Here is a 19610-nt window from a genome sequence, read left to right as displayed (position 1 = left end):
AACCCCATTCGGTTAGGCAGGCCGCGCACCCGTCGGCCCGCCCTGCCCCGGAGAGGACGCACACCCCCGTATGCGTGCCGAAACGATCTTCACCGGCGGCCGGATCCACACCGGTGACCCCGCCCTCCCCCGCACCCACGCCCTCGCCGTCAGCGCGGGGCGGATCGCCGCCCTCGGCGACGCCGCCCTCGCCCTGCGCGACGAAGGCACCGAGACCGTCGACCTCGGGGGCGGCGCCCTGCTGCCCTCCTTCGGCGACGGCCACGTCCACCCGCTGCTCGGCGGCATCGGCCTGCGCGGCGTGCCGGTCCGCGACTGCACCAGCCTGGAGCAGGTCGTGGCGGCCGTCCGCGACTGGGCGCAGCGCCACCCCGAGGCCGAGTGGATCACCGGCGACGCCGTGGACCCGTGGCTGGCCGAGGGTGGACTGTTCGACGCCCGGCTGCTCGACGCCGCCGTCCCGGACCGGCCGGTGCTGCTGCGCACCATGGACCACCACACCGGCTGGGCCAACAGCGAGGCGCTGCGCCGGGCCGGGTACGGGCCGGACACGCCCGAGCCGGTGGGCGGCGAGATCGTCCGCCGGCCGGACGGCAGCCCGCTCGGCACCCTGCGCGAATTCGGCGCACTCAACCCCGTCCTCGCGCTCGTCCCGCCACTGCCGTTGGCCGAACAGGTCACCGCGCTGCGGGAGACCACCGCCGCGCTCGCCGCCGCCGGACTCACCTGGCTCCAGGACGCCTGGGTCGAGCCCGCGCAGGTGGACACCTGGCTGGCGGCCGTCGCCGGGGAGGGCCTGCCCGTCCGGGCCGGGCTCGCCCTGCTGCTCGAACCGGACGGCTGGCGCGAGCGGCTCCCCCGCCTGGCCGCCGACCGCGACCGGGTCGAGGCCGCCGGACGCGGGCAACTCACGGCGCGGGCGGTCAAGTTCTTCGCTGACGGCGTCATCGAGTCCGGGACGGCCGCGCTGCTGGAGCCGTACAGCGACTGCCCGCACTCCCACGGCGTCGCCAACTGGACCGGCGCCGAGCTGGCGGACGCCGTCACCGCCGTGGACGCGCTGGGCTTCCAGCCGCACATCCACGCGATCGGCGACCGCGGTGTGCGGATCGCGCTGGACGCCGTCGAGGCCGCCGTCCGCCGCAACGGCACGCGCGCCCGCCGGCCGGTGATCGCCCACGTCCAGCTGGTCCACCCGGACGACCTGCCGCGCTTCGCCGAACTCGGCGTGATCGCCAACTTCGAGCCGCTGTGGGCACAGACCGACCCGCTGATGACCGAACTGACCCTGCCCCGGATCGGCCGGGAGCGCGGCTCCCGGCAGTACCGGATCGCCGCCCTGCTGCGCGACGGCGCCCGGGTCTCCTTCGGCAGCGACTGGCCGGTCACCCGCTACGAACCACTGGCCGGGCTGGCCACCGCCGTCACCCGGCAGACCCCGGACGGCCTGCCCGACGGCGGCTGGCTGCCCGAGGAGCGGATCGGGCTCCCCGAGGCGCTGGCGGCGTACTCGGCGGGCGTGGCGCACCAGGCCTTCGAGGAGACCGAGTGGGGTGTGCTGCGGCCGGGCATGCGGGCCGACCTGGTGCACCTGGCCACCGACCCCTACGCGGTGCCGGCCGGCGAGCTGGCCTCGATCGAGGTGGCCGGCACCTGGCTCGGCGGGCGGCGCACCCACGGTGGGCCGCCCGGTGGCGACCGCGGCCGGGGCCGCTCGGCGGGCTCGGCGGGCTCGGCGCGCTCCACGCTCTCCACGCGCGAGAGCCGCTGAGGCGTCCCGTTCGCCCGGCCGTCCGGCCGCGTGCCCGCTCCGACGGGCTCGCGACCGGTTCCGGCTGGTTCCGACTGGTCCCGGCCGTCCCCCACGGTGGCCGTGCCTCGTTCCCCGGTCGGCGGCCGACGCCCCGTCCGCCGCCAACCCCCCCCCCCCCCCCCCACCCCCCGTTCGTACGACCCAAGGAGAGCTCCCCCATGACCCCGCCCTCCGACGCGGCCTCCTCCTCCGCACTCCGTCCGCCCGGCTCCGCTGCTCCCAACGCCTCATCCGCCGCCGCTCCGGACCCGGCCGGTTCGGCCGGCTCGCCCGGCGGGCTGGGGCGCGGGGTGCTCGGCACCGGCGACATCGTCTTCTTCGTCGTGGCCGCCGCCGCGCCGCTGACCGTGATGGCCGGCGTGGCGCCGTTCGCGATCTCCTTCGGCGGCATCGGCGCGCCGGTCGCCTACCTGGCCACCGGGGTGGTGCTGGCGCTCTTCGCGGTCGGGTTCACCGCCATGACCGCGCACATCCGCAACGCGGGCGCCTTCTACGCCTACGTCACCCGCGGCCTCGGCCGGGCGGCCGGACTGGGCGCGGCACTGCTCGCGGTGCTCTCGTACAACGCGATCCAGATCGGCATGTTCGGCGCCTTCGGGTTCTTCGCCCACACCACGGCCGCCGACCTGCTCGGGCTGGACCTGCCCTGGCCGGTCTGGGCGCTGCTCGGGGTCGCGGTGGTCTGGTTCCTCGGCTTCCGATCGATAGACCTCGGGGCCAAGGTGCTCGGGGCGCTGCTGATCGCCGAGACCGGCATCCTGCTGGTGCTCGCGGTGGCGGTGCTGGTCAAGGGCGGGGCGCACGGGCTGAGCCTGTCCTCGTTCGCCCCGGAGCACGTGTTCTCCGGCGGGATGGGCGGGGTGCTCGGGCTCTCCTTCGCCGCCTTCATCGGCTTCGAGGCCACCGCGATCTACCGCGAGGAGGCCCGGCAGCCGCACCGGACCGTGCCGCGCGCGACCTACACCGCGATCGCCTTCCTCGGCCTCTTCTACACCTTCGTCACCTGGATGATCGTGCAGGCCTTCGGCGACGCCGAGGCCGTCGCGACTGCCACCGCCGACCCGGCCGGGATGTTCTTCACCGCGATGACCGACTACGTCGGCGGCTGGGCGACGGACGTACAGCGGGTGCTGATCGTCACCAGCCTGCTCGCGGCGCTGCTCGCCTTCCACAACACCATCACCCGGTACGGCTACGCGCTGGCCGCCGAGGGGGCCGCCCCGGCCGCGCTCGGCCGGATCCACCCGCGCCACGGCTCGCCGTGGATCGGCGGCATCGCGCAGTCGGTGCTGGCGGCGGTGGCCGTCGGGGTGGCGGCGCTGGTCGGCGCGGACCCGTACAACCAGTTCTTCCTCTGGGTGAACTCCCCCGGGGTGGTCGGCATCCTGGTGCTCCAGGCGCTGGCCGGCCTCGCGGTGTTCGCCTTCTTCCGCCGCGAGCGGGCGGCCGCCGCGAGCACCGGGGCGTTCCGTACCGTCGTGGCGCCGCTGGCCGCCACGGTGCTGCTGTGCGGGGCCACGGGGCTGGTGGTGTGGCGGCTCGACCTGTTCACCGGTGCCGGACCGGAGGTCAACTGGCCGCTGGTCGCGATCGTGCCGGTGGTGTTCCTGACCGGCGTCGGGATCGCATTGCGGCTGCGGGCCCGTCGGCCCGAGGTGTACGCGCGGCTCGGCACGAGCGAGGTCGACGCGGGCTGAGCGGCGGGCGGCTGTCGGGTAGCGGGTGAGCGGGGTCCGGGGTCCGGGGTCCGGGGCCTGGGGCCTGGGGCCTGGCGAGGCCCCGGTTCGCCCCGGGCCCCGCTCAGGCCTGGCCGACGGCTTCGGCGAGGAGCCGGTACGAGTCGAGCAGCGCGGTGCGGTCGTAGGTGCTGGTGGTGACCAGGAACTCGTCCGCCCCGCTGCGCTCGACCAGCGCCGCCAGCTCGGCGGCGGCCTGCTCCGGGGTGCCCGCGATGTGGCCCTTGGACGACTGCTCGAACGCGGCCCGCTCCCGGGCGGTCATCTCCCGGGCCAGGATCTCGGCGGCGGGGGCCAGCGGGGGGAACTCCCCGTGGGTGCGGGAGTACGCCCCCGACCAGGCCTCCGGGACGAGCAGCTCACGCGCCCGCTCGGCCGTCTCGGCGACGGCCACCGTGCCCGAGACCACCACGTACGGCTCGGCGGCCTGCGCGGAGGGGCGGAACCGGCTGCGGTAGCGGTCGATCGCCGCGAGCATCCGCTCCTTCCCGCGCGGGGCGGCGACCACCAGTGGCAGCCCGGCCTCGGCGGCCAGGTCGGCGCCCTCGCCGGTGGCCAGGACGAAGGCCGGGACGTGCAGGCCCTCGGCGGGCCGGGCGTGGACTCCGCGGTGCGCCTGCTGCGAGCCGTCGAAGTAGCCGAGCAGCTCGGCCAGCTGGGCACCGAAGCCGTCCGCGGCGTCCTTCTCCCGCCCCAGCGCCCGCCGGACACCGTCGGTGAAGCCCACCGAGCGCCCGAGCCCCATGTCGATCCGCCCCGGGAACAGGGCGGCCAGCACCCCGAACTGCTCGGCCACCACCAGCGGCTGATGGTTGGGCAGCATCACCCCGCCGGTGCCGACCCTGATCCGTGTGGTGGCCGCGGCCACCGCCGCGGCAAGCACAGTGGGCGCCGATCCGGCCGCCCCCGGCACGCCGTGGTGCTCGGAGACCCAGAACCGGTGGTAACCGAGCTGCTCCGCCTCCCGGGCGAAGGCCACCGTGTCCCGCAGTGCCTGGGCCGGCTCCTGGCCCTGTCTGGTCCGGGAGCGGTCGAGCACGGAGAGCCTGATCGTGGGCACGGCACTGGTCACTCGACGGACAACGCCCGCCCGCCGCACGGGCATTCCCGAACAGTCGGGCCGGGGCCGAGACCGACGGCCGGAGCCGGGACGAAGGCCGGAGCCGGGGCCGAGACCGAAGGCCGGCCGGTCAGGCGCCCGCCCCGGGTATTCGGCCCGGGCGGGGATGCGCGGGCTCGGCCCCGGTGCCGGCCCCGGCTCCGCCCCCGGCCGTGACCTTGCGGCGGCCCCAGGGCTTGTACACCGAGAGGACCACGTTGACCAGGTAGAGCGTCAGCGCCACCGCCGGAACGATCACCGTGTTGTAGCGGACGAAGCCGAGGTCCACCACCGTGATCGGGCCGGTCGGATGCGCGTCCGCCACCCGCACCGCGTCGTGCAGCCGGTCGGGGAGGGCGAGGACGGAGGCCGTCATCGCCCCGAGCGTCAACCAGAACTTGGCGCTCACCCAGTGGTACCGGAACAGCCCCCAGGGCGTGCCGAGCCCGAGCACCACCCCGCTCAGGAAGGTGAGCAGGTTCAGCGGCAGGATCAGCGCGTCGCCGAGCAGGCCCATCGCCCGGTAGGCGGTGCGCAGCCGCTCGGCGTCCCCGGCCGTCAGCGCCGTCACCGCCAGGGTGAGCAGGCAGAGCATCAGCGCCAGCCAGCTAACCGAGGCGACGACGTGCAGGACGACCAGTGGTTTGCGCGCCGCCGGCGGCGGCCCGCGGACACGGGCACGGATGCCGCCCCGGCCTGTGGCGTCGGCTCGGACGCCGGGACGGCGCCGGTGGGCGAGCGCACGGGTACCTCCTTCGAGTCGGGGTCACGAGGACGGCCCCAGGCTCTCCCGTCCGCGCCTCATCCGGCATCTGACGGTGGAAGTAACCTCGCCTACTCCCGGGCGAGTACGCTCCCCGACGACAGCGGCGCCGCGCCTCCCCCGGGAGCAGCGCCGCTCTCAGTCGACCACCGCGAACCCCTGTGCCGCGCCGAGCCGGTTCAGCGAGGCCTGCCCGGGAATCCCGTCCGCCGCGCCCGCCTCGTACCCGCACCGCCGCTGCCAGGCCGCGTACGCGGAGACCGTCCGGCTGCCGAACGAGCCGTCCACCCACCGCTGGTCGAGCAGCCCCTCGTCGACGAGCGCCTGCTCCACGATCGCCGCCTCGGACCCGTACGTCAGGTGCCCCTGCTCGGCTCCCGGGTCGGTGCGGGCGGCCGCGATCACGTGGGACACCGAGACCGTCCGCGGGCCGGGCAGGTAGCCGAGCAGCCGGCGCAGCGAGCCCTCGCCCGGGACGCCGTCCGCCGCCTGCCCGGAGTAGCCCAGACTCCTTTGGTAGTCCGCGTAGTTGCCGGTGTCCGCGTCCGTCCATTCCGGGCCGGGGCCGGAGCGGTAGTGGTCGCCGAAGCCGTGCGAGACCAGCGCCCGCCCGACCACCGTCACCTGGTAGCCCCGGGCACCGTAGCCGTACGGCAGGCCGTTGATGCTGACCTGGTAGCGGGCGGGCGTGGCCGGGGGCACCGGGTGCTGCTGCGAGGGCGGGTCGTCCGGGAAGCCGGGCCCGGCGGTGAAGTCGGGCCAGGAGCCGGGGTCGGTGTGGTCGTTGTAGGGCACGTGGGCGTGCGCGTACCAGCCGCCGAAGGCCTCCCAGGCCCGCTCGTCACGGTGGCCGGAGAAGTCGGTCGGCCGGCCCATCGGCCAGATGTCGGGCACGCCCCAGGAGGAGATCCAGGCGTGGATCCGGTTCCAGCCCGCGCAGGGGGTGTCGACCAGCCGCGGGTAGACGCGGCCCTGGTAGCGGCAGTAGGGGAAGAACACCGCCTCGATCTGGATCACCACCCGCCCGGCCCGGTTGGTGCGGGTGGGGCTCTGGGCGGGGCTGAGCAGGCTCTTCGAGCGGGAGTCGGCCGGGAACAGCTGCGCCGTGCGGCCGCTGAACGGGTCCCAGACCAGGTGCGGCGCGTTACCGGCGCCGCTGCCGGTGAAGTAGCCGACCAGGTCCTCGTAGGGGCACCAGTCCTGCGGCGCCGCGGCGGTCGCGTTGCGGTCCCAGGTGATGTGGGCGATGGCCTTCGGCGGGTACTGCTGATCGGTCGGCGCGTGGTCGCCGAGGTCGTGGATCTCTGCTCCGGGCAGCCACAGGTCGGGCATGACGGGCTCCTCCGAACGGCGTAAGGGCATCACCTCGGGTATCGGCAGCTGGGGCTCGCGGATTGACCCCGACGGCGTGATGCCCGGCGGTGAACCCCCGGCGCCCGTGCGGTCGTTCGACTCGACAGGGGGCATTCGCCCCCGCGTGCGATTCGAGGAGGAGGCGGCCTACGCCGTCGCGACCTTCGGGGTCGAGGTGCACCTCCACGTCCTCGACACGTCCGGGTTCCTCGGACTCGCCCGGTTGGTCGCCGAGCGCGCCCGGCAGGTACAGGAGGGACAGCTGCCCGATTCCTCCCGGCCGACGGCGACCCGACGGGACTGACCGTAGCCGCGGCCGGCCCGGGCCCGCCAACCGCCGACTGCCGACTGCCGACCCGCCGGGGCGGCGGGCCGTCGCCCGAATGCATGTATCGGTCTCTTGACTGGCGTCACCGACGCGCGATACTGGGCTCACTCCCAGCTCGCACAACGAGGTGCCGCCCATGGAGCTCTCACCCTCGGCGCACGTGGACACGTTCTGTCGAGACCACCTCCCGCCCTTCGAGCAGTGGCCCGAACTCCTCTTCGAACTCCCCGAGTTGGCCTATCCCGACCGTCTGAACTGCGCCGCCGCCCTGCTCGACGACACCATCGAACGCCTCGGACCCGACCGCCCCTGCCTGCTCACCGCCACCGAGCGGTGGACCTACGGCGAACTGCGCGACCACGCCGACCGGATCGCCCGCCTGCTGACCGAGGACCTCGGCCTCGTCCCCGGCAACCGCGTTCTGCTGCGCGGCCCCAACACCCCCTGGCTGGCGGCCTGTTGGCTCGGCGTACTGAAGGCCGGCGCAGTGGCCGTCACCACCGTGCCGCTGCTGCGCGCCGCCGAGCTGACCGAGCTGCACGACATCGCCGGGCCCGTCCTCGCCCTGTGCGACCACCGCTTCCTGGACGAGCTGCACCGGGCGCGGACCCCCGGCCTGCACGTCCTCGGCTACGGCGGCACCGGCCCCGAGGACCTCACCGCCCGCTGCGCCGCCAAGCCCGCCGGATTCCCCGCCGTCCCCACCGCCGCCGACGACGTCGCGCTGATCGCCTTCACCTCCGGCACCACCGGCCGCCCCAAGGCCACCCTGCACTTCCACCGCGACGTGCTCGCCATCGCCGACACCTTCTCCCGCCACCTGCTCCGCCCCACCCCCGAGGACCTCTTCACCGGCACCCCGCCGCTCGGCTTCACCTTCGGCCTGGGCGGCCTGCTGGTGTTCCCGCTGCGGGCCGGGGCCGCCAGTCTGCTGCTGGAGCAGGCCACCCCCGAGCAGCTCGCCGAGCAGGTCCGGCGCCACGGCGTGAGCGTGCTGTTCACCGCGCCGACCGCCTACCGGGCGATCCTCGCCGCCGGGCTGGCCGACCGGCTGGCCGGGGTGCGGCACTGCGTCTCGGCGGGCGAGCCGCTGTCCGCCGCCCTCTGGCAGGCCTTCCACGCGGCCACCGGGCAGCGGCTGATCGACGGCATCGGTGCCACCGAGCTGCTGCACGTGTTCGTCTCGGCCGCCGGCCAGGACATCCGCCCCGGCTCCACCGGCCGGCCCGTCCCCGGGTTCCGGGCCGCGGTGCTGGACGGGCAGGGCCGCCCGGTGCCGGACGGCGAGCCCGGGCTGCTCGCCGTCAAGGGCCCGACCGGCTGCCGCTACCTGGACGACGAGCGCCAGCTGGACTACGTCCGCGGCGGCTGGAACCTCACCGGCGACACCTACGTCCGGGACCACGACGGCTACTTCTGGTTCCGGGCGCGCGACGACGACATGATCGTCTCGGCCGGATACAACATCGCCGGGCCCGAGGTGGAGCACGCGCTGGCCGCCCACCCCGACGTGGCCGACTGCGCGGTGGTCGGCGCGCCGGACGAGCGGCGCGGCACGGTGGTCAAGGCGTACGTGGTGCTGCGTGCGGGCGTGCCGGCCGGGCCCGAGACGGCGCGCGGGCTCCAGGAGCACGTCAAACGCACCATCGCACCGTACAAGTACCCGCGGGCGGTCGAGTTCGTGCCCGAGCTGCCGCGCACCGCGACCGGCAAGCTGCACCGCGCCGAGCTGCGCCGACGGGCCGCGCGGACTCCCGCCAGTGTCAGCATCGAGCGCCGGGTGGAGTGGTTCGACACCGACGCCGCCGGGCACTACCACTTCTCCGCCGTGCAGCGCTGGGCCGAGGCGGCGGAGGCGGCCCTGCTGCGCCGGCTGGGGCTGGCCGACCTGTTCGGGCGGATCCCCCGGGTGCACTTCGAGGCCGACTACCGCGAACGGCTCTGGTTCGGCGACCTCGTCCGCACCGAGCTGCGGGTGGACCGGGTCGGCGGATCCTCGCTGCACTACGCCTTCGAGGTGCACGGTCCGCACGGGCTGGCCGCGAGCGGGCGGATGTCGGTGGTGCACTCGGCACCGCACGACGGGGGCGCCCAGCCGTGGCCCGCGCAGGTCCGCCGGACGCTGGCGGAGGCCGGGCCGCAGCGGCCGGAGGTGGTCGCATGAGCCCCCGAGCAGCCACGAGCCAGGAACCGGCCACCAGCCCCGACGCGACCGCCAGCCCCGAGGCGGAGACATGACCGCGGCACGCGACCGCGCCCGGATCGCGGTGGTCGGCGCCGGCCCCGGCGGGCTCTACTTCGCCGCCCTGGCCAAGCAGTCGGCGCCCGACCGGGAGATCACCGTCTTCGAACGGGACGCCCGGGACGACGAGTCCGGCTTCGGCGTGGTCTTCTCCGACGAGACCCTGGACGGCATCGCCCGGGCCGACCCGCGCGTCTTCGCCGCGATCAGCGCCGAGTTCGCCCGCTGGAGCGACATCGACATCCGCTACGCGGGCGAGGTCCGCACCAGCGGCGGCCACGGCTTCGCCGCCCTGGACCGCAACCGGCTGCGCGCCATCCTGCAACAGCGCTGCGCCGAGCTGGCGGTGGACGTGCGCTACCGCACCCCCGCCCCGCCGGTGGACCGGCTCTGCGCCGAGTACGACCTGGTGGTGGCCGCCGACGGCATCCGCTCCGGCACCAGGGCCGCGTATCCGCAGAGCTTCCGCCCCGACCTGGACGAGCGCCACTGCCGCTACATGTGGCTCGCCACCGACAAGGTCTTCGAGGCCTTCACCTTCATCGTCGAGCGGTTCGACTTCGGTGTCCTCCAGGTGCACGCCTACCCGTACAGCGCCACCCGCTCGACCTTCATCGTCGAGGCGGCCGCGGACTCCTGGCGCCGTGCGGGCTTCGAGGCGCTCGCCGCGCGGGAACCGGCGCGCGGCGAGAGCGACCTGGCGAGCGTGCGGCGCTGCGCGGAGCTGTTCGCCGGGCACCTGGACGGCCACCGGCTGATCCCCAACGCCTCCCGCTGGATCCGCTTCACCACGGTGCGGAACGCGAGTTGGCGCCACCGCAACGTGGTCCTGCTCGGCGACGCCGCGCACTCCGCGCACTTCTCGATCGGCTCGGGCACCAAACTCGCCCTGGAGGACGCCCTCGCCCTGGCCGCCGCGCTGGGTGAACAGCCCGCCCTGGACGAGGCCCTGGCCGCCTACGAGGCCGAGCGGCGCCCGGTGGTGGAGTCCACCCAGCGTGCCGCGCAGGCCAGTCTGGAGTGGTTCGAGACCATCGGGCGGCGTGTCGGCCAGGGCCCCGACCAGTTCGCCTTCAACCTGCTCACCCGCAGCCGGCGGGTCACCTACGGCAACCTGCGGGCCCGCGACCCCGCCTTCGTGGACGCCGTGGACACCGCCCTCGGCGGCTCGCCCGGGGTGCCGCCGATGTTCCGGCCGCTGCAACTGGGCGCGTTGGAGCTGCGCAACCGCGTCGTGGTGCCCCCGCTCGCCACCTACACCTCCCCCGACGCGCTGCCCAGCGACTTCGACCGCGCCCAGCTGACCGGCCACGCGCTCGGCGGCGCGGGGCTGGTGCTCGCCGGAATGACGGCGGTCGGCCCCGAGGGCCGGGCCACCGACCGCAGTCCGGGCCTGTGGACCGACCGCCAGGAGGGCGCCTGGCGTCAACTCGTGGACGCGGTACGGGCGGTGAGCGACACTCCGCTCGGCATCCAGCTGACCCACGCCGGACGCCGGGGCGCGACCGACACCCCCGGGCCGGACGGCGTCGGGCGCCCGCTCGCCGACGGCTGGCCGCTGATCGCCCCCTCGGCCCTCCCCTGGGACCCGGACAGCCCGGTGCCGCACGAGGCCAACGACATCCAACTGGCCGCCGTCACCGCGGACTTCGCGGCCGCCGCCGAGCGGGCCGCGCGGGCCGGCTTCGACGTGCTGGAGCTCCAGTTCGGCCACGGCCACCTGCTCTCCTCCTTCCTCTCCCCGCTCACCAACCACCGCACCGACCGCTACGGCGGCCCGCTCTCCCACCGGCTGCGGCTGCCGCTGGAGGTGCTGACGGCGGTGCGCGCCGTCTGGCCCGCCGGCCGGCCGCTGCTGGTGCGGATCTCGGCGAGCGACTGGGCGCCCGGCGGCACCACCGAGGAGGAGGCCGTGGCGATCTGCCGCGCGCTCGCCGGGGCCGGGGCCGACGCGCTGGACGTCTCCACCGGCGAGGTGGTGTCGCACCAGCGGCCGCCGTACGGGCGCGGCTACCAGACGCCCTTCGCCGAGCTGATCCGCGCCGCCACCGGAGTGCCGACCATCGCGGTCGGCGCGATCTCCGGCTTCGACGACGCCGATTCCGTGCTGCTGGCCGGACGGACCGACCTGGTCGCGGTCGGCCGCGCCCAGCTGTACGACCCGCTCTGGACGCTGCACGCCGCCGCCGAGCAGGGCTACACCGGGCCGGGCGCCCGCTGGCCGGAGCCCTGGCGGGCGGGCAGCCGCAAGCCGCCGGGCCCGAACGACGACCGGGTCGCCCCGCACCTGCGGCTGCTGCGCGAGCCGTCCACGCCCGTCCACCGCCGCTGGTCACCGCCCCGTCCCGACGACGCCCCCGAGGAGTGACGAGGAACCATGCCGCAGCTGCCCCGCTTCACCGCCGCCGCCGTCCAGGCCGCCCCGGTCTACCTGGACCCGGCCGCCACCGTCGACAAGGCCGTCGCGCTGATCCACGAGGCGGCCGGGCACGGCGCCGAACTGGTGGTCTTCCCCGAGGTCTTCGTGCCCGGCTACCCGTACTGGAACTGGACGATGAACCCGGTGCAGGGCTCGCCCTGGTTCGAGCGCCTGTACCGGGCCGCCGTGGACGTTCCCGGCCCGTACGTCGACACCCTGCGGGCCGCCGCCCGGCAGGCCGGCGTGGTGCTGGTGATCGGGGTCAACGAGCGCGGCGGACCCGGCCTCGGACTGCTGTACAACACCCTGCTGACCATCGACGCGGACGGCGAACTGCTCGGTGTGCACCGCAAACTGGTGCCGACCTGGGCCGAGAAGCTGACCTGGGGGCAGGGCGACGGCAGCACGCTCACGGTGCACCCCACCGCCGTCGGCCCGCTCGGCGCGCTGGCCTGCGGCGAGAACACCAACCCGCTGGCCCGCTTCGCCCTGCTGGCGCAGGGCGAACTGGTCCACGTCGCCTGCTACATCGCGCTGCCGGTGGGCCCCGAGGACTACGACATGGCGGACTCGATCGCGCTGCGCACCGCCGCGCACTGCTTCGAGGGCAAGGTGTTCTCCGTGGTCTCCTGCTCCACCGTCTCGCCCGAGATCGTGGACCTGATCGCCGGTGACGACCCGCAGGTCCGCAAGCAGCTCGCCCGGCCGCACAGCGCCCTGTCCGGGATCTTCGGCCCGGACGGCCGCCCGGTCACCGAGCCGCTGGTGGACGAGGAGGGCGTCGTCTACGCCGAGATCGACCTCGGCCGCTGCGTCCAGCCCAAGCAGATGCACGACATCGTCGGCCACTACAACCGCTTCGACGTCTTCCGGCTGCACGTGGACAACCGTCCGCTGCGGCCGCTGGTGCTCCCCGAGGAGGAGGCATGACCAGCACCGAGCGCGCCCCCGGGCCCGTCACCGCGAGCGCCCCCGAACCCCTCGTCGAGCGCGCCCCCGCCCGTGACGACGACCGTGACGGCATCCACGACGACGACCGGATCGGCCGGGCCAGGGTCACCGACAGTCCCGAACTGCTCGCCTACTACGAGGAGTTGGCCGAGCACCAGGCCGGCGCCCTGTGGACGGTCGCCAACGAGATCGAGCCCTGGTACCCCCGGCCGCGTTCCGTCCCGGTGCTCTGGCGCTACTCCGACCTCCGCCCGCTGGTGCGCAAGGCGCTGCCGCTGGTGAAGGCCGACGACGCCGGGCGCCGGGTGGTGATGCTGGTCAACCCCGGCCGCCGCGAACTGAGCGCCGCCGTCGGCCTGTTGTACACCGGACTGCAGATCATGGGCCCCGGCGAGGCGATGACCGCGCACCGCCACCAGGCCTCCGCCCTGCGCTTCGTCCACGAGGGCACCGGCGCCTGGACCGTCGTGGACGGGCAGAAGCTCAAGGTCGGCCCGCGCGACTTCGCGATCACCCCGAACAACACCTGGCACGAGCACGGCAACGAGTCCGACGACGCCCCGGTGATCTGGCAGGACGGCCTGGACATCCCGCTGGTCAACACCCTCGACGCCAACTTCTACGAGGTCCACCCGGAGCTGTACCAGCGGCCCGGACCGGTCGTCAACTCCTCGCTGCTCAGCCACGGCGGCAACCTGCTGCCGTACGGCGTCGAGAAGTGGACCCGGCCCTACTCGCCGCTGCTCGGCTGGCCCTGGGAGCCCAGCTACGAGGCGCTGTGCCGGCTCGCCCGCGCCACGGAGGGATCGCCCTACGACGGCGTGATCATGGAGTACACCAACCCCGTCACCGGCGGGCCGGTGATGCCGACCATGTCCGCCCACCTGCAGCTGCTGCGCCCGGGCCAGGCCACCCGCGCCCACCGGCACACCGGCTCGGTGGTGTACACCGCGGCCAAGGGGCGCGGCGTCTCGGTGATCACCGGACGGCGCTTCGAGTGGCGGCAGGGGGACGTCTTCGTCGTCCCGTCCTGGGCCTGGCACGAACACGCGAACCTCGACCAGGGCGAGGACGCCTGCCTGTTCTCCTTCAACGACTTCCCGGTGATGCACTCGCTCGGCCTGCACCGCGAGGAGGCCCACCCGGACGGGCAGCAGCCCACCACCACCGCCTGACCAGGAGCCCCGCCACCATGCACCTGCTCACCTTCCGCACCGACGACGCCGACGGCACCGACGGCACCGGCGGCCACGACACTCCCCGTCTCGGCGCCCGGATCGACGGCGACCGGGTCGCCGACCTGACCGCCCTCGCCACCGCCGCCGGGGCCCAACTGCCCCCCGACCTCCTCGGGTTGATCCGCGCCGGGGAGCCGGCCCTGGCCACCGCCCGCCGGCTGCTCGCCGGGGCCCCCGCCACCAGGCCGCTCGCCGAGGTCTCGCTGTGCGCGCCGCTGCGCCCCGGCAAGATCGTCGGCGTCGGCCTCAACTACGTGGAGCACGTGGCGGAGTCGCACCGCACCCTGGACACCGACCGCGAACTGCCCGACCGCCCGGTGCTGTTCGGCAAGCCCTCGACCGCCGTCACCGGCCCGGGCGGGCCCATCCCGCACAACGCCGCCCTCACCAAGCAGCTCGACTGGGAGTGCGAACTCGCCGTGGTGATCGGCGCACCGGCCTTCCGGGTCGCCGAGGAGGACGCGCTGCGGCACGTCTTCGGCTACAGCATCGTCAACGACATCAGCGCCCGCGACCAGCGCCGCTCCGGCCAGTGGTTCTTCTCCAAGGGCCAGGACGGCTACGCCCCCTTCGGCCCGGTCGTGGTGACCGCCGACGAGATCCCCGACCCGCAGCGGCTCGACCTCTCGCTGAAGGTCAACGGCGAGCTGCGGCAGGACTCCAACACCCGCCACATGCTGTTCGGCGTCGCCCGGCTGATCGCCGACATCTCCTCCGGCGTCACCCTGGAACCGGGCGACGTGATCGCCACCGGCTCCCCCTCGGGCGTCGGCGCCGGGATGGTGCCCCCGCAGTTCCTCCAGCCCGGAGACCTGGTCGAGGCCACCATCGAGCGGATCGGCACGCTCGCCAACCCAGTGATCGACGCCCGCTGACCCGCCCCGGACCGGAAGGAGCACCCACCCGATGACCACCTACCGGATCGGCCAGATCGTCCCGAGCTCCAACGTCACCATGGAGACCGAGGTCCCCGCGCTGCTGCGGGCCCGCGAGGCGGTCGCGCCCGAGCGGTTCACCTTCCACTCCAGCCGGATGCGGATGACCAGGGTCACCCCCGAGCAACTGCGGGCCATGGACGGCGAGTCCGACCGCTGCGCCGCCGAGCTGTCGGACGCCCGGGTGGACGTGATCGGCTACGCCTGCCTGGTCGCCGTGATGGCCACCGGCCCCGGCTACCACCGCCAGGCCGAGCGGCGGCTGCACCTGCGCACCGTCCAGAACGGCGCCCCCGCGCCCGTGGTCACCAGCGCCGGCGCGCTCGTCGCCGGGCTGCACGAACTCGGGGCCGCGAAGGTCGCGATGGTCACCCCCTACCTGCGCCCGCTGGCCCGCACGGTGGTCGAGTACCTCGCCGCGGAGGGCATCGAGGTGCTCGACCACGCCGCCCTGGAGATCGCCGACAACCTCGACGTGGCCGCCCACGACCCGGCCCGGCTCCCTGCGATCGCCCGCGCGCTCGCGTACACCGAGGCGGACGCCGTGGTGCTCTCGGCCTGCGTGCAGATGCCGTCCCTGTCCGCCGTCGAGGAGGCCGAGCAGCAGCTGGGCAAGCCGGTGGTCTCGGCCGCCGTCTGCACCGCCCACCAGCTCCTGCGGGCCCTCGGCCTGCCCGCCTTCGCGCCCGGGGCCGGGCACCTGCTCTCCGGCGCCTACGCGTAGCGAGTGTGTCCGGCGGCACCGGTCGCAAGAGCGGGGCCGGTCGCCGGACACCCCTTGGCAGATCCGCTCCGCCGTTCCCGCCCGATCGGCGGAGACGGCGGAGACGGCGAAGACCGGCAAGACACCGCCCAGGACCCGCAGCCTCGTTATGATCGCCACCAGTCGCCGGGGAGGAGGGCCCGCGCATGTCCGAGCACACACCCCGGCCGAGCTCCCTGATCCACACCGTCTACGGCGAGTTCGTCCGCCGCCTCGGCGGCTGGATATCCATCGCCGACCTGATCGCCCTGCTGGCCGAACTGGACGTCGACGGCCCGGCCGTCCGCTCGGCGACCTCCCGGCTGAAGAAGGCCGGCACCCTGCTCCAGGAGCGCCGCGGGGGGACGGGGTACCGGCTCGCCGGGGCGATGGAGCCGGTCTTCGAGGAGGGCGACCGGCGGATCTTCCACAGCCTGGAGCCCGCCGTGCTCGCCGACGGCTGGGTGGTGGCGGTCTTCTCGGTGCCCGAGTCCGCCCGCGCCCACCGCCACCAGCTGCGCTCGCGGCTGAGCTGGCTCGGCTTCGGCAACGCCGCCCCCGGGGTCTGGCTGGCGCCCGCCCGGCTGCTGCCGGACGCCCGTCGGCTGCTGGACCGGCTCGGGCTGAGCGCCTACGTCCACCTGTTCCTCTCCGCCGAGTACGCCGGCTTCGCCGATCCCCGTACCGCGGTGGCGGGTTGGTGGGACCTCCCGGCGATCGAGGCGCAGTACGCGGCCTTCTCCGACGCCTGGCGCCCGGCCGCCGAGAAGCTGCGCGGACGGCCCTCGATCGATCCGGCCGAGGCGTTCCGCGACTACGTGTCGATGCTCACCCGGTGGCGCCGGCTGCCGTACCTCGACCCCGGGCTGCCGGCGCAGCTGCTGCCCGCCGACTGGAACGCGGTGCCGGCCCGCGCGGTGTTCACCGAGTTGCACGGACTGCTCGCCGAGCCCAGCCTTCGGTACGTGGAGAAGGTCACCGGGCTGTCCCGTTCCCAGGAGCCGCGATGACCGACCCCACCCCCGCCGACCTGCTGATCCGCGCCGCCGCCGTGCACACCCTGGTGCCCGGCGAGCCGCCCCGCCGGGCGCTCGCCGTCACCGGCGGGCGGATCACCGCCCTCTCCCCCGCGCCCGACGGGCTGGACGCCCTGATCGGCCCGGGTACCGAGGTGCTGGACGCCCCGGGCTCGACCGTGCTGCCCGCCTTCGACGACACCCACACCCATCTGATCCTGGCCGGGCACAGCGTCCACGGCGTGCCGGTGCACCGGGCCCGCGATCTCGCCGGGTTCCTCGGCCTGATCCGCGAGCGCGCCGCCCGCACCCCCGCCGGGGAGTGGATCCACACCACGGTCAACTGGCAGGAGATCCTGCTGGCCGAGCAACGGATGCCCACCACCGGGGAGTTGGACACGGCCACCGCCGACCACCCGGTGCTGGTGCGCCGCGGCGCGTACAACATGGTGCTGAACTCGGCGGCGCTGCGGCTGGCCGGGATCACCGAGGCCACCGAGGCGCCGCCGGGCGGTGTGATCGAGCGCGACGAGCGGGGCCGGCTCACCGGGCGGCTGATCAACCGGGCGGTCGAGCTGGTCGAGCGGGTGGTGCCGCGCCCCTCCCTCGCGGAGCGGATCGAGGGCCTGCGCGCCGCCTCCGCCGAGTTCGCCGCCACCGGGATCGGCACCGTCCGCGACTGCCTGGTGCCGGCCGAGGACCTCGACGTGCTGGACGCCGCCCGGGCCGAGGGCGCGCTGGCCGTCCGCGTCCGGGCGCTGGTCTCCGGCTTCGCCGCCCGGACGCCGGAGCAGGTGGACGCGCTGCTGGACCGGATGGACGACTGGCGGGCCGCCGGCCGGGACGACGACCGACTGCGGCTCTGGGGCGTCAAGTTCGGCATCGACGGAGGTTTCGAGGCGGCCGCGGTGGAGGAGCCGTACCGGGGGCAGCCGTGCTACCACGGCCGGCTGCTCTGGGAGCCGGCCGAGCTGCTCGCGGCGGTGGAACGGGTGGTCGGGCGGGGCCGGCGGGTCGGCGTGCACGCCTGGGGTGACCGCGGACTGCGCGTCCTGCTGGACGTCTTCGAGCAGGTGGTCGCCCGCCACCCCGGCCTGCCGCCCGGCACGCTGGTGGTCGAGCACGGCGGTCTGGCCCGGCCGGAGCTGCGGGCCCGGGCGATCGCCCTCGGCATCCCGGTGACGGTCCAGCACCCGCTGCTGCACGACGGCGCGCTCACCCAGCAGCGGGCCTGGGGCGAGGAGCGCACCGCCGCGGTCTTCCCGCTGCGCGAGTGGCTGGACGAGGGCGCGCTGATCACCGGCGGCTCGGACTTCCCGGTCGGCCCGTACGGCGCGATGGTGTCGGTGTGGGGCATGACCACCCGGGGCACAACGGCCGGGGTGGTCGGCCCGGAGCACGCGATCGGCCGGTCCGAGGCGGTCGCGCTGCACACCGTGAACGCGGCCCGGCTGACCGGCGAGAGTGCGGTGCGCGGCAGCCTGCGGCCGGGGGCGTTCGCCGACCTCACGGTGTGGCCGGTCGATCCGCTGGACTGCCCGGTGGACGCGCTGCGCGAGCTGCGGCCCACCCGGACGATCGTCGACGGGCGGACCACCCACCGGAGTTGACGGACTGTCAGGCTGCCGCGAGCTCCCGCAGGTCGATGCCGCGGTGCAGCGCGCGCAGGTCCTCGTGCAGCGTGGACGGCGGGACGGTGAGCACCCCGCAGCGGGCCCGGCTCAGGCAGCGCCGGGTGACCGAGCGGCGCGCCAGCCTGCGCAGCCCGACCCGCAGGCCGCCCTGCTCGCCGGTGCTGACCACCAGCAGGTCGCCCGGACGGTCGGCGAGCCCGGTCAGCACCGCCGCGGCCTCGCCGCGCACGACCAGCGGCCGCACCGGCACGCCGATCGGCAGGCCGCCGAAGGCCTGCTCCAGCACGTCCGCCATCCGCGCCTCGGCGAGTTCCTGCCAGGCGCGCAGCAGCGGCGGGCAGGGCCGGGCGCGGTAGCTGCGCTCGCCGCCGACCGGCGTCCAGGCGAGCACCGGCACCAGGACGGCCTGCCGGGCCCGGGCCTCCTCGGCCGCCCGGTGCAGGGCCGTCAGGCTGTGCAGTGAACCGCTGACTCCGACGATGACGCGGGCGCCGTCCGACATGATCCTTCACTTTCCGATGTCAAAGCTCTTCAATGTCTGCGATTAGGCTGCCACACTCCTCGTTTGACCTGCAAATCGAAGGCATTCACTGAATATCACCTTGCATAGCCCGGCATATTCATGCCCTGGCCCGGCCCACCCCGGTCCGACCCGCCCTGACCCCGGCCGTCCTGACCCTGGCCGTCCTGACCCCGGCCGTCCATCGGGCGGACCTCCTGGAGCAGCCCCCAGGTGAAGTCGGCCTCGCACGGACGCGGCCGCCCGTCGGCGTCCGGTGCCGCGAAGTCCAGCCGGAACCTGGTCGGCGCGCTCCCCTCGCGCGGCACGGCCGGCGGGAACGCGGCCCCGACGTCACCCACCACGCAGCTCCACGGCGCGAGGTCGGCCAGGGTGCGCAGCGCGGGGGCCGGCGCGTCCGCCGCCCGCACCAGCCACTCGTTGAGCAGCGGCCCGCCGATCTCCGCCGGGCCGAGCAGGATCTCGAAGCGCAGCTCGGGCCAGAGCGGCAGCGTCCACTGCCGGGCGACGCACGCGAGGTCCCCGATCCGGCGCGGGGCGCTCGCCTCGGCCGGCCCGAGCACGGCGGCGTAGCGGGCGGCGCCGCGCGGGAACCGAGGGGCGCGGACCATCGCCTGCCAGCGCTTGTTGGCCTCGCGCATCGACGTCCGGGTGGCGCCGAGCCGCCGCACCGCCTCCTCGACCAGCCCGGGCTGGAAATCGGCCATCCTGCGCAGCAGTACCAGCTGGAACTCGGTGACCCCGAAGCCGTTGATCGCCATACCCGCAGCCTAGAACTCGAATATTCGAGCATGCGTTCGAACGAAGGCGTACGCTTGCCC

General features: G+C 74.9%; 16 protein-coding genes and 1 pseudogene. 12 read left to right on the top strand and 5 right to left on the bottom strand.

Annotation, left to right across the window (positions count from 1 at the left end; genetic code table 11):
- Nucleotides 1-70: 70 nt before the first annotated feature.
- Both ACZ5OX_RS13180 and ACZ5OX_RS13175 read left to right on the top strand, forming a co-directional pair.
- On the top strand, nucleotides 71-1771 hold the full coding sequence (locus ACZ5OX_RS13180) for an amidohydrolase (protein ID WP_465629982.1): 1701 nt from the start codon (nucleotides 71-73) through the stop codon (nucleotides 1769-1771).
- Between the two features lie 200 nt (nucleotides 1772-1971).
- Nucleotides 1972-3510 (top strand): APC family permease, encoded by a 1539-nt coding sequence (locus tag ACZ5OX_RS13175; RefSeq protein WP_465629981.1) that lies wholly within the window; start codon nucleotides 1972-1974, stop codon nucleotides 3508-3510.
- A gap of 103 nt (nucleotides 3511-3613) precedes the next feature.
- Here the strand turns inward: ACZ5OX_RS13175 and ACZ5OX_RS13170 are convergent, their stop codons facing one another.
- The 3 genes from ACZ5OX_RS13170 to ACZ5OX_RS13160 all read right to left on the bottom strand — a co-directional run bounded on the left by ACZ5OX_RS13170 (nucleotide 3614) and on the right by ACZ5OX_RS13160 (nucleotide 6743).
- The gene (locus ACZ5OX_RS13170; protein WP_465629980.1) at nucleotides 3614-4621 is read right to left on the bottom strand and encodes an LLM class flavin-dependent oxidoreductase; all 1008 of its coding nucleotides are present in this window, start codon (nucleotides 4619-4621) and stop codon (nucleotides 3614-3616) included.
- A 118-nt stretch (nucleotides 4622-4739) separates the two neighbouring features.
- Nucleotides 4740-5243, bottom strand: a complete 504-nt coding sequence (locus ACZ5OX_RS13165; protein WP_465629979.1) for a DUF2269 domain-containing protein — start codon at nucleotides 5241-5243, stop codon at nucleotides 4740-4742.
- Nucleotides 5244-5549: 306 nt separating this feature from the next.
- Nucleotides 5550-6743 carry a peptidoglycan-binding protein gene (locus tag ACZ5OX_RS13160; RefSeq protein ID WP_465629978.1) on the bottom strand — a complete coding sequence of 398 codons (1194 nt, stop codon included), beginning with the start codon at nucleotides 6741-6743 and terminating at the stop codon, nucleotides 5550-5552.
- Nucleotides 6744-6888: 145 nt separating this feature from the next.
- Here ACZ5OX_RS13160 and ACZ5OX_RS13155 point away from each other — a divergent pair, with 145 nt between their 5' ends.
- The 10 genes and pseudogenes from ACZ5OX_RS13155 (at nucleotide 6889) to ACZ5OX_RS13110 (ending at nucleotide 18245) form a co-directional block, all read left to right on the top strand.
- Complete coding sequence (locus tag ACZ5OX_RS13155) at nucleotides 6889-7068, top strand: hypothetical protein (RefSeq protein ID WP_465629977.1); 180 nt, start codon at nucleotides 6889-6891, stop codon at nucleotides 7066-7068.
- Nucleotides 7069-7228: 160 nt separating this feature from the next.
- Nucleotides 7229-8854: pseudogene (locus ACZ5OX_RS13150) on the top strand (AMP-binding protein); the annotation flags it as partial.
- 18 nt (nucleotides 8855-8872) lie between these two features.
- Complete coding sequence (locus ACZ5OX_RS13145) at nucleotides 8873-9256, top strand: acyl-CoA thioesterase (RefSeq protein ID WP_392915487.1); 384 nt, start codon at nucleotides 8873-8875, stop codon at nucleotides 9254-9256.
- A gap of 70 nt (nucleotides 9257-9326) precedes the next feature.
- The gene (locus ACZ5OX_RS13140; RefSeq protein ID WP_465629976.1) at nucleotides 9327-11702 is read left to right on the top strand and encodes an oxidoreductase; all 2376 of its coding nucleotides are present in this window, start codon (nucleotides 9327-9329) and stop codon (nucleotides 11700-11702) included.
- Between the two features lie 9 nt (nucleotides 11703-11711).
- On the top strand, nucleotides 11712-12683 hold the full coding sequence (locus tag ACZ5OX_RS13135) for a carbon-nitrogen hydrolase family protein (protein WP_465629975.1): 972 nt from the start codon (nucleotides 11712-11714) through the stop codon (nucleotides 12681-12683).
- Nucleotides 12680-13879 (top strand): cupin domain-containing protein, encoded by a 1200-nt coding sequence (locus tag ACZ5OX_RS13130; protein ID WP_465629974.1) that lies wholly within the window; start codon nucleotides 12680-12682, stop codon nucleotides 13877-13879. Before ACZ5OX_RS13135 ends, ACZ5OX_RS13130 begins: the two co-directional genes overlap by 4 nt.
- Before the next feature lie 17 nt (nucleotides 13880-13896).
- Nucleotides 13897-14817 (top strand): fumarylacetoacetate hydrolase family protein, encoded by a 921-nt coding sequence (locus ACZ5OX_RS13125; protein ID WP_465629973.1) that lies wholly within the window; start codon nucleotides 13897-13899, stop codon nucleotides 14815-14817.
- 31 nt (nucleotides 14818-14848) lie between these two features.
- On the top strand, nucleotides 14849-15601 hold the full coding sequence (locus tag ACZ5OX_RS13120) for a maleate cis-trans isomerase family protein (RefSeq protein WP_465629972.1): 753 nt from the start codon (nucleotides 14849-14851) through the stop codon (nucleotides 15599-15601).
- Between the two features lie 185 nt (nucleotides 15602-15786).
- On the top strand, nucleotides 15787-16629 hold the full coding sequence (locus ACZ5OX_RS13115) for a PaaX family transcriptional regulator (RefSeq protein ID WP_449787549.1): 843 nt from the start codon (nucleotides 15787-15789) through the stop codon (nucleotides 16627-16629).
- A complete protein-coding gene (locus tag ACZ5OX_RS13110; protein ID WP_465629971.1) occupies nucleotides 16626-18245 on the top strand; it encodes an amidohydrolase in 1620 nt (539 codons plus the stop codon). The genes ACZ5OX_RS13115 and ACZ5OX_RS13110 overlap by 4 nt, the downstream gene beginning before the upstream one ends.
- Before the next feature lie 7 nt (nucleotides 18246-18252).
- On the opposite strand, the gene ACZ5OX_RS13105 is transcribed toward ACZ5OX_RS13110, so the two are convergent.
- A complete protein-coding gene (locus ACZ5OX_RS13105; RefSeq protein ID WP_449787551.1) occupies nucleotides 18253-18771 on the bottom strand; it encodes a universal stress protein in 519 nt (172 codons plus the stop codon).
- Nucleotides 18772-18866: 95 nt separating this feature from the next.
- A complete protein-coding gene (locus ACZ5OX_RS13100; RefSeq protein ID WP_465629970.1) occupies nucleotides 18867-19550 on the bottom strand; it encodes a hypothetical protein in 684 nt (227 codons plus the stop codon).
- Between the last annotated feature and the right edge of the window lie 60 nt (nucleotides 19551-19610).

The organism is Kitasatospora sp. NPDC032121, assembly GCF_055580145.1.
The sequence above is the reverse complement of the archived record's forward strand: the minus strand, read 5'-3'. Positions and strand labels throughout refer to the sequence as shown.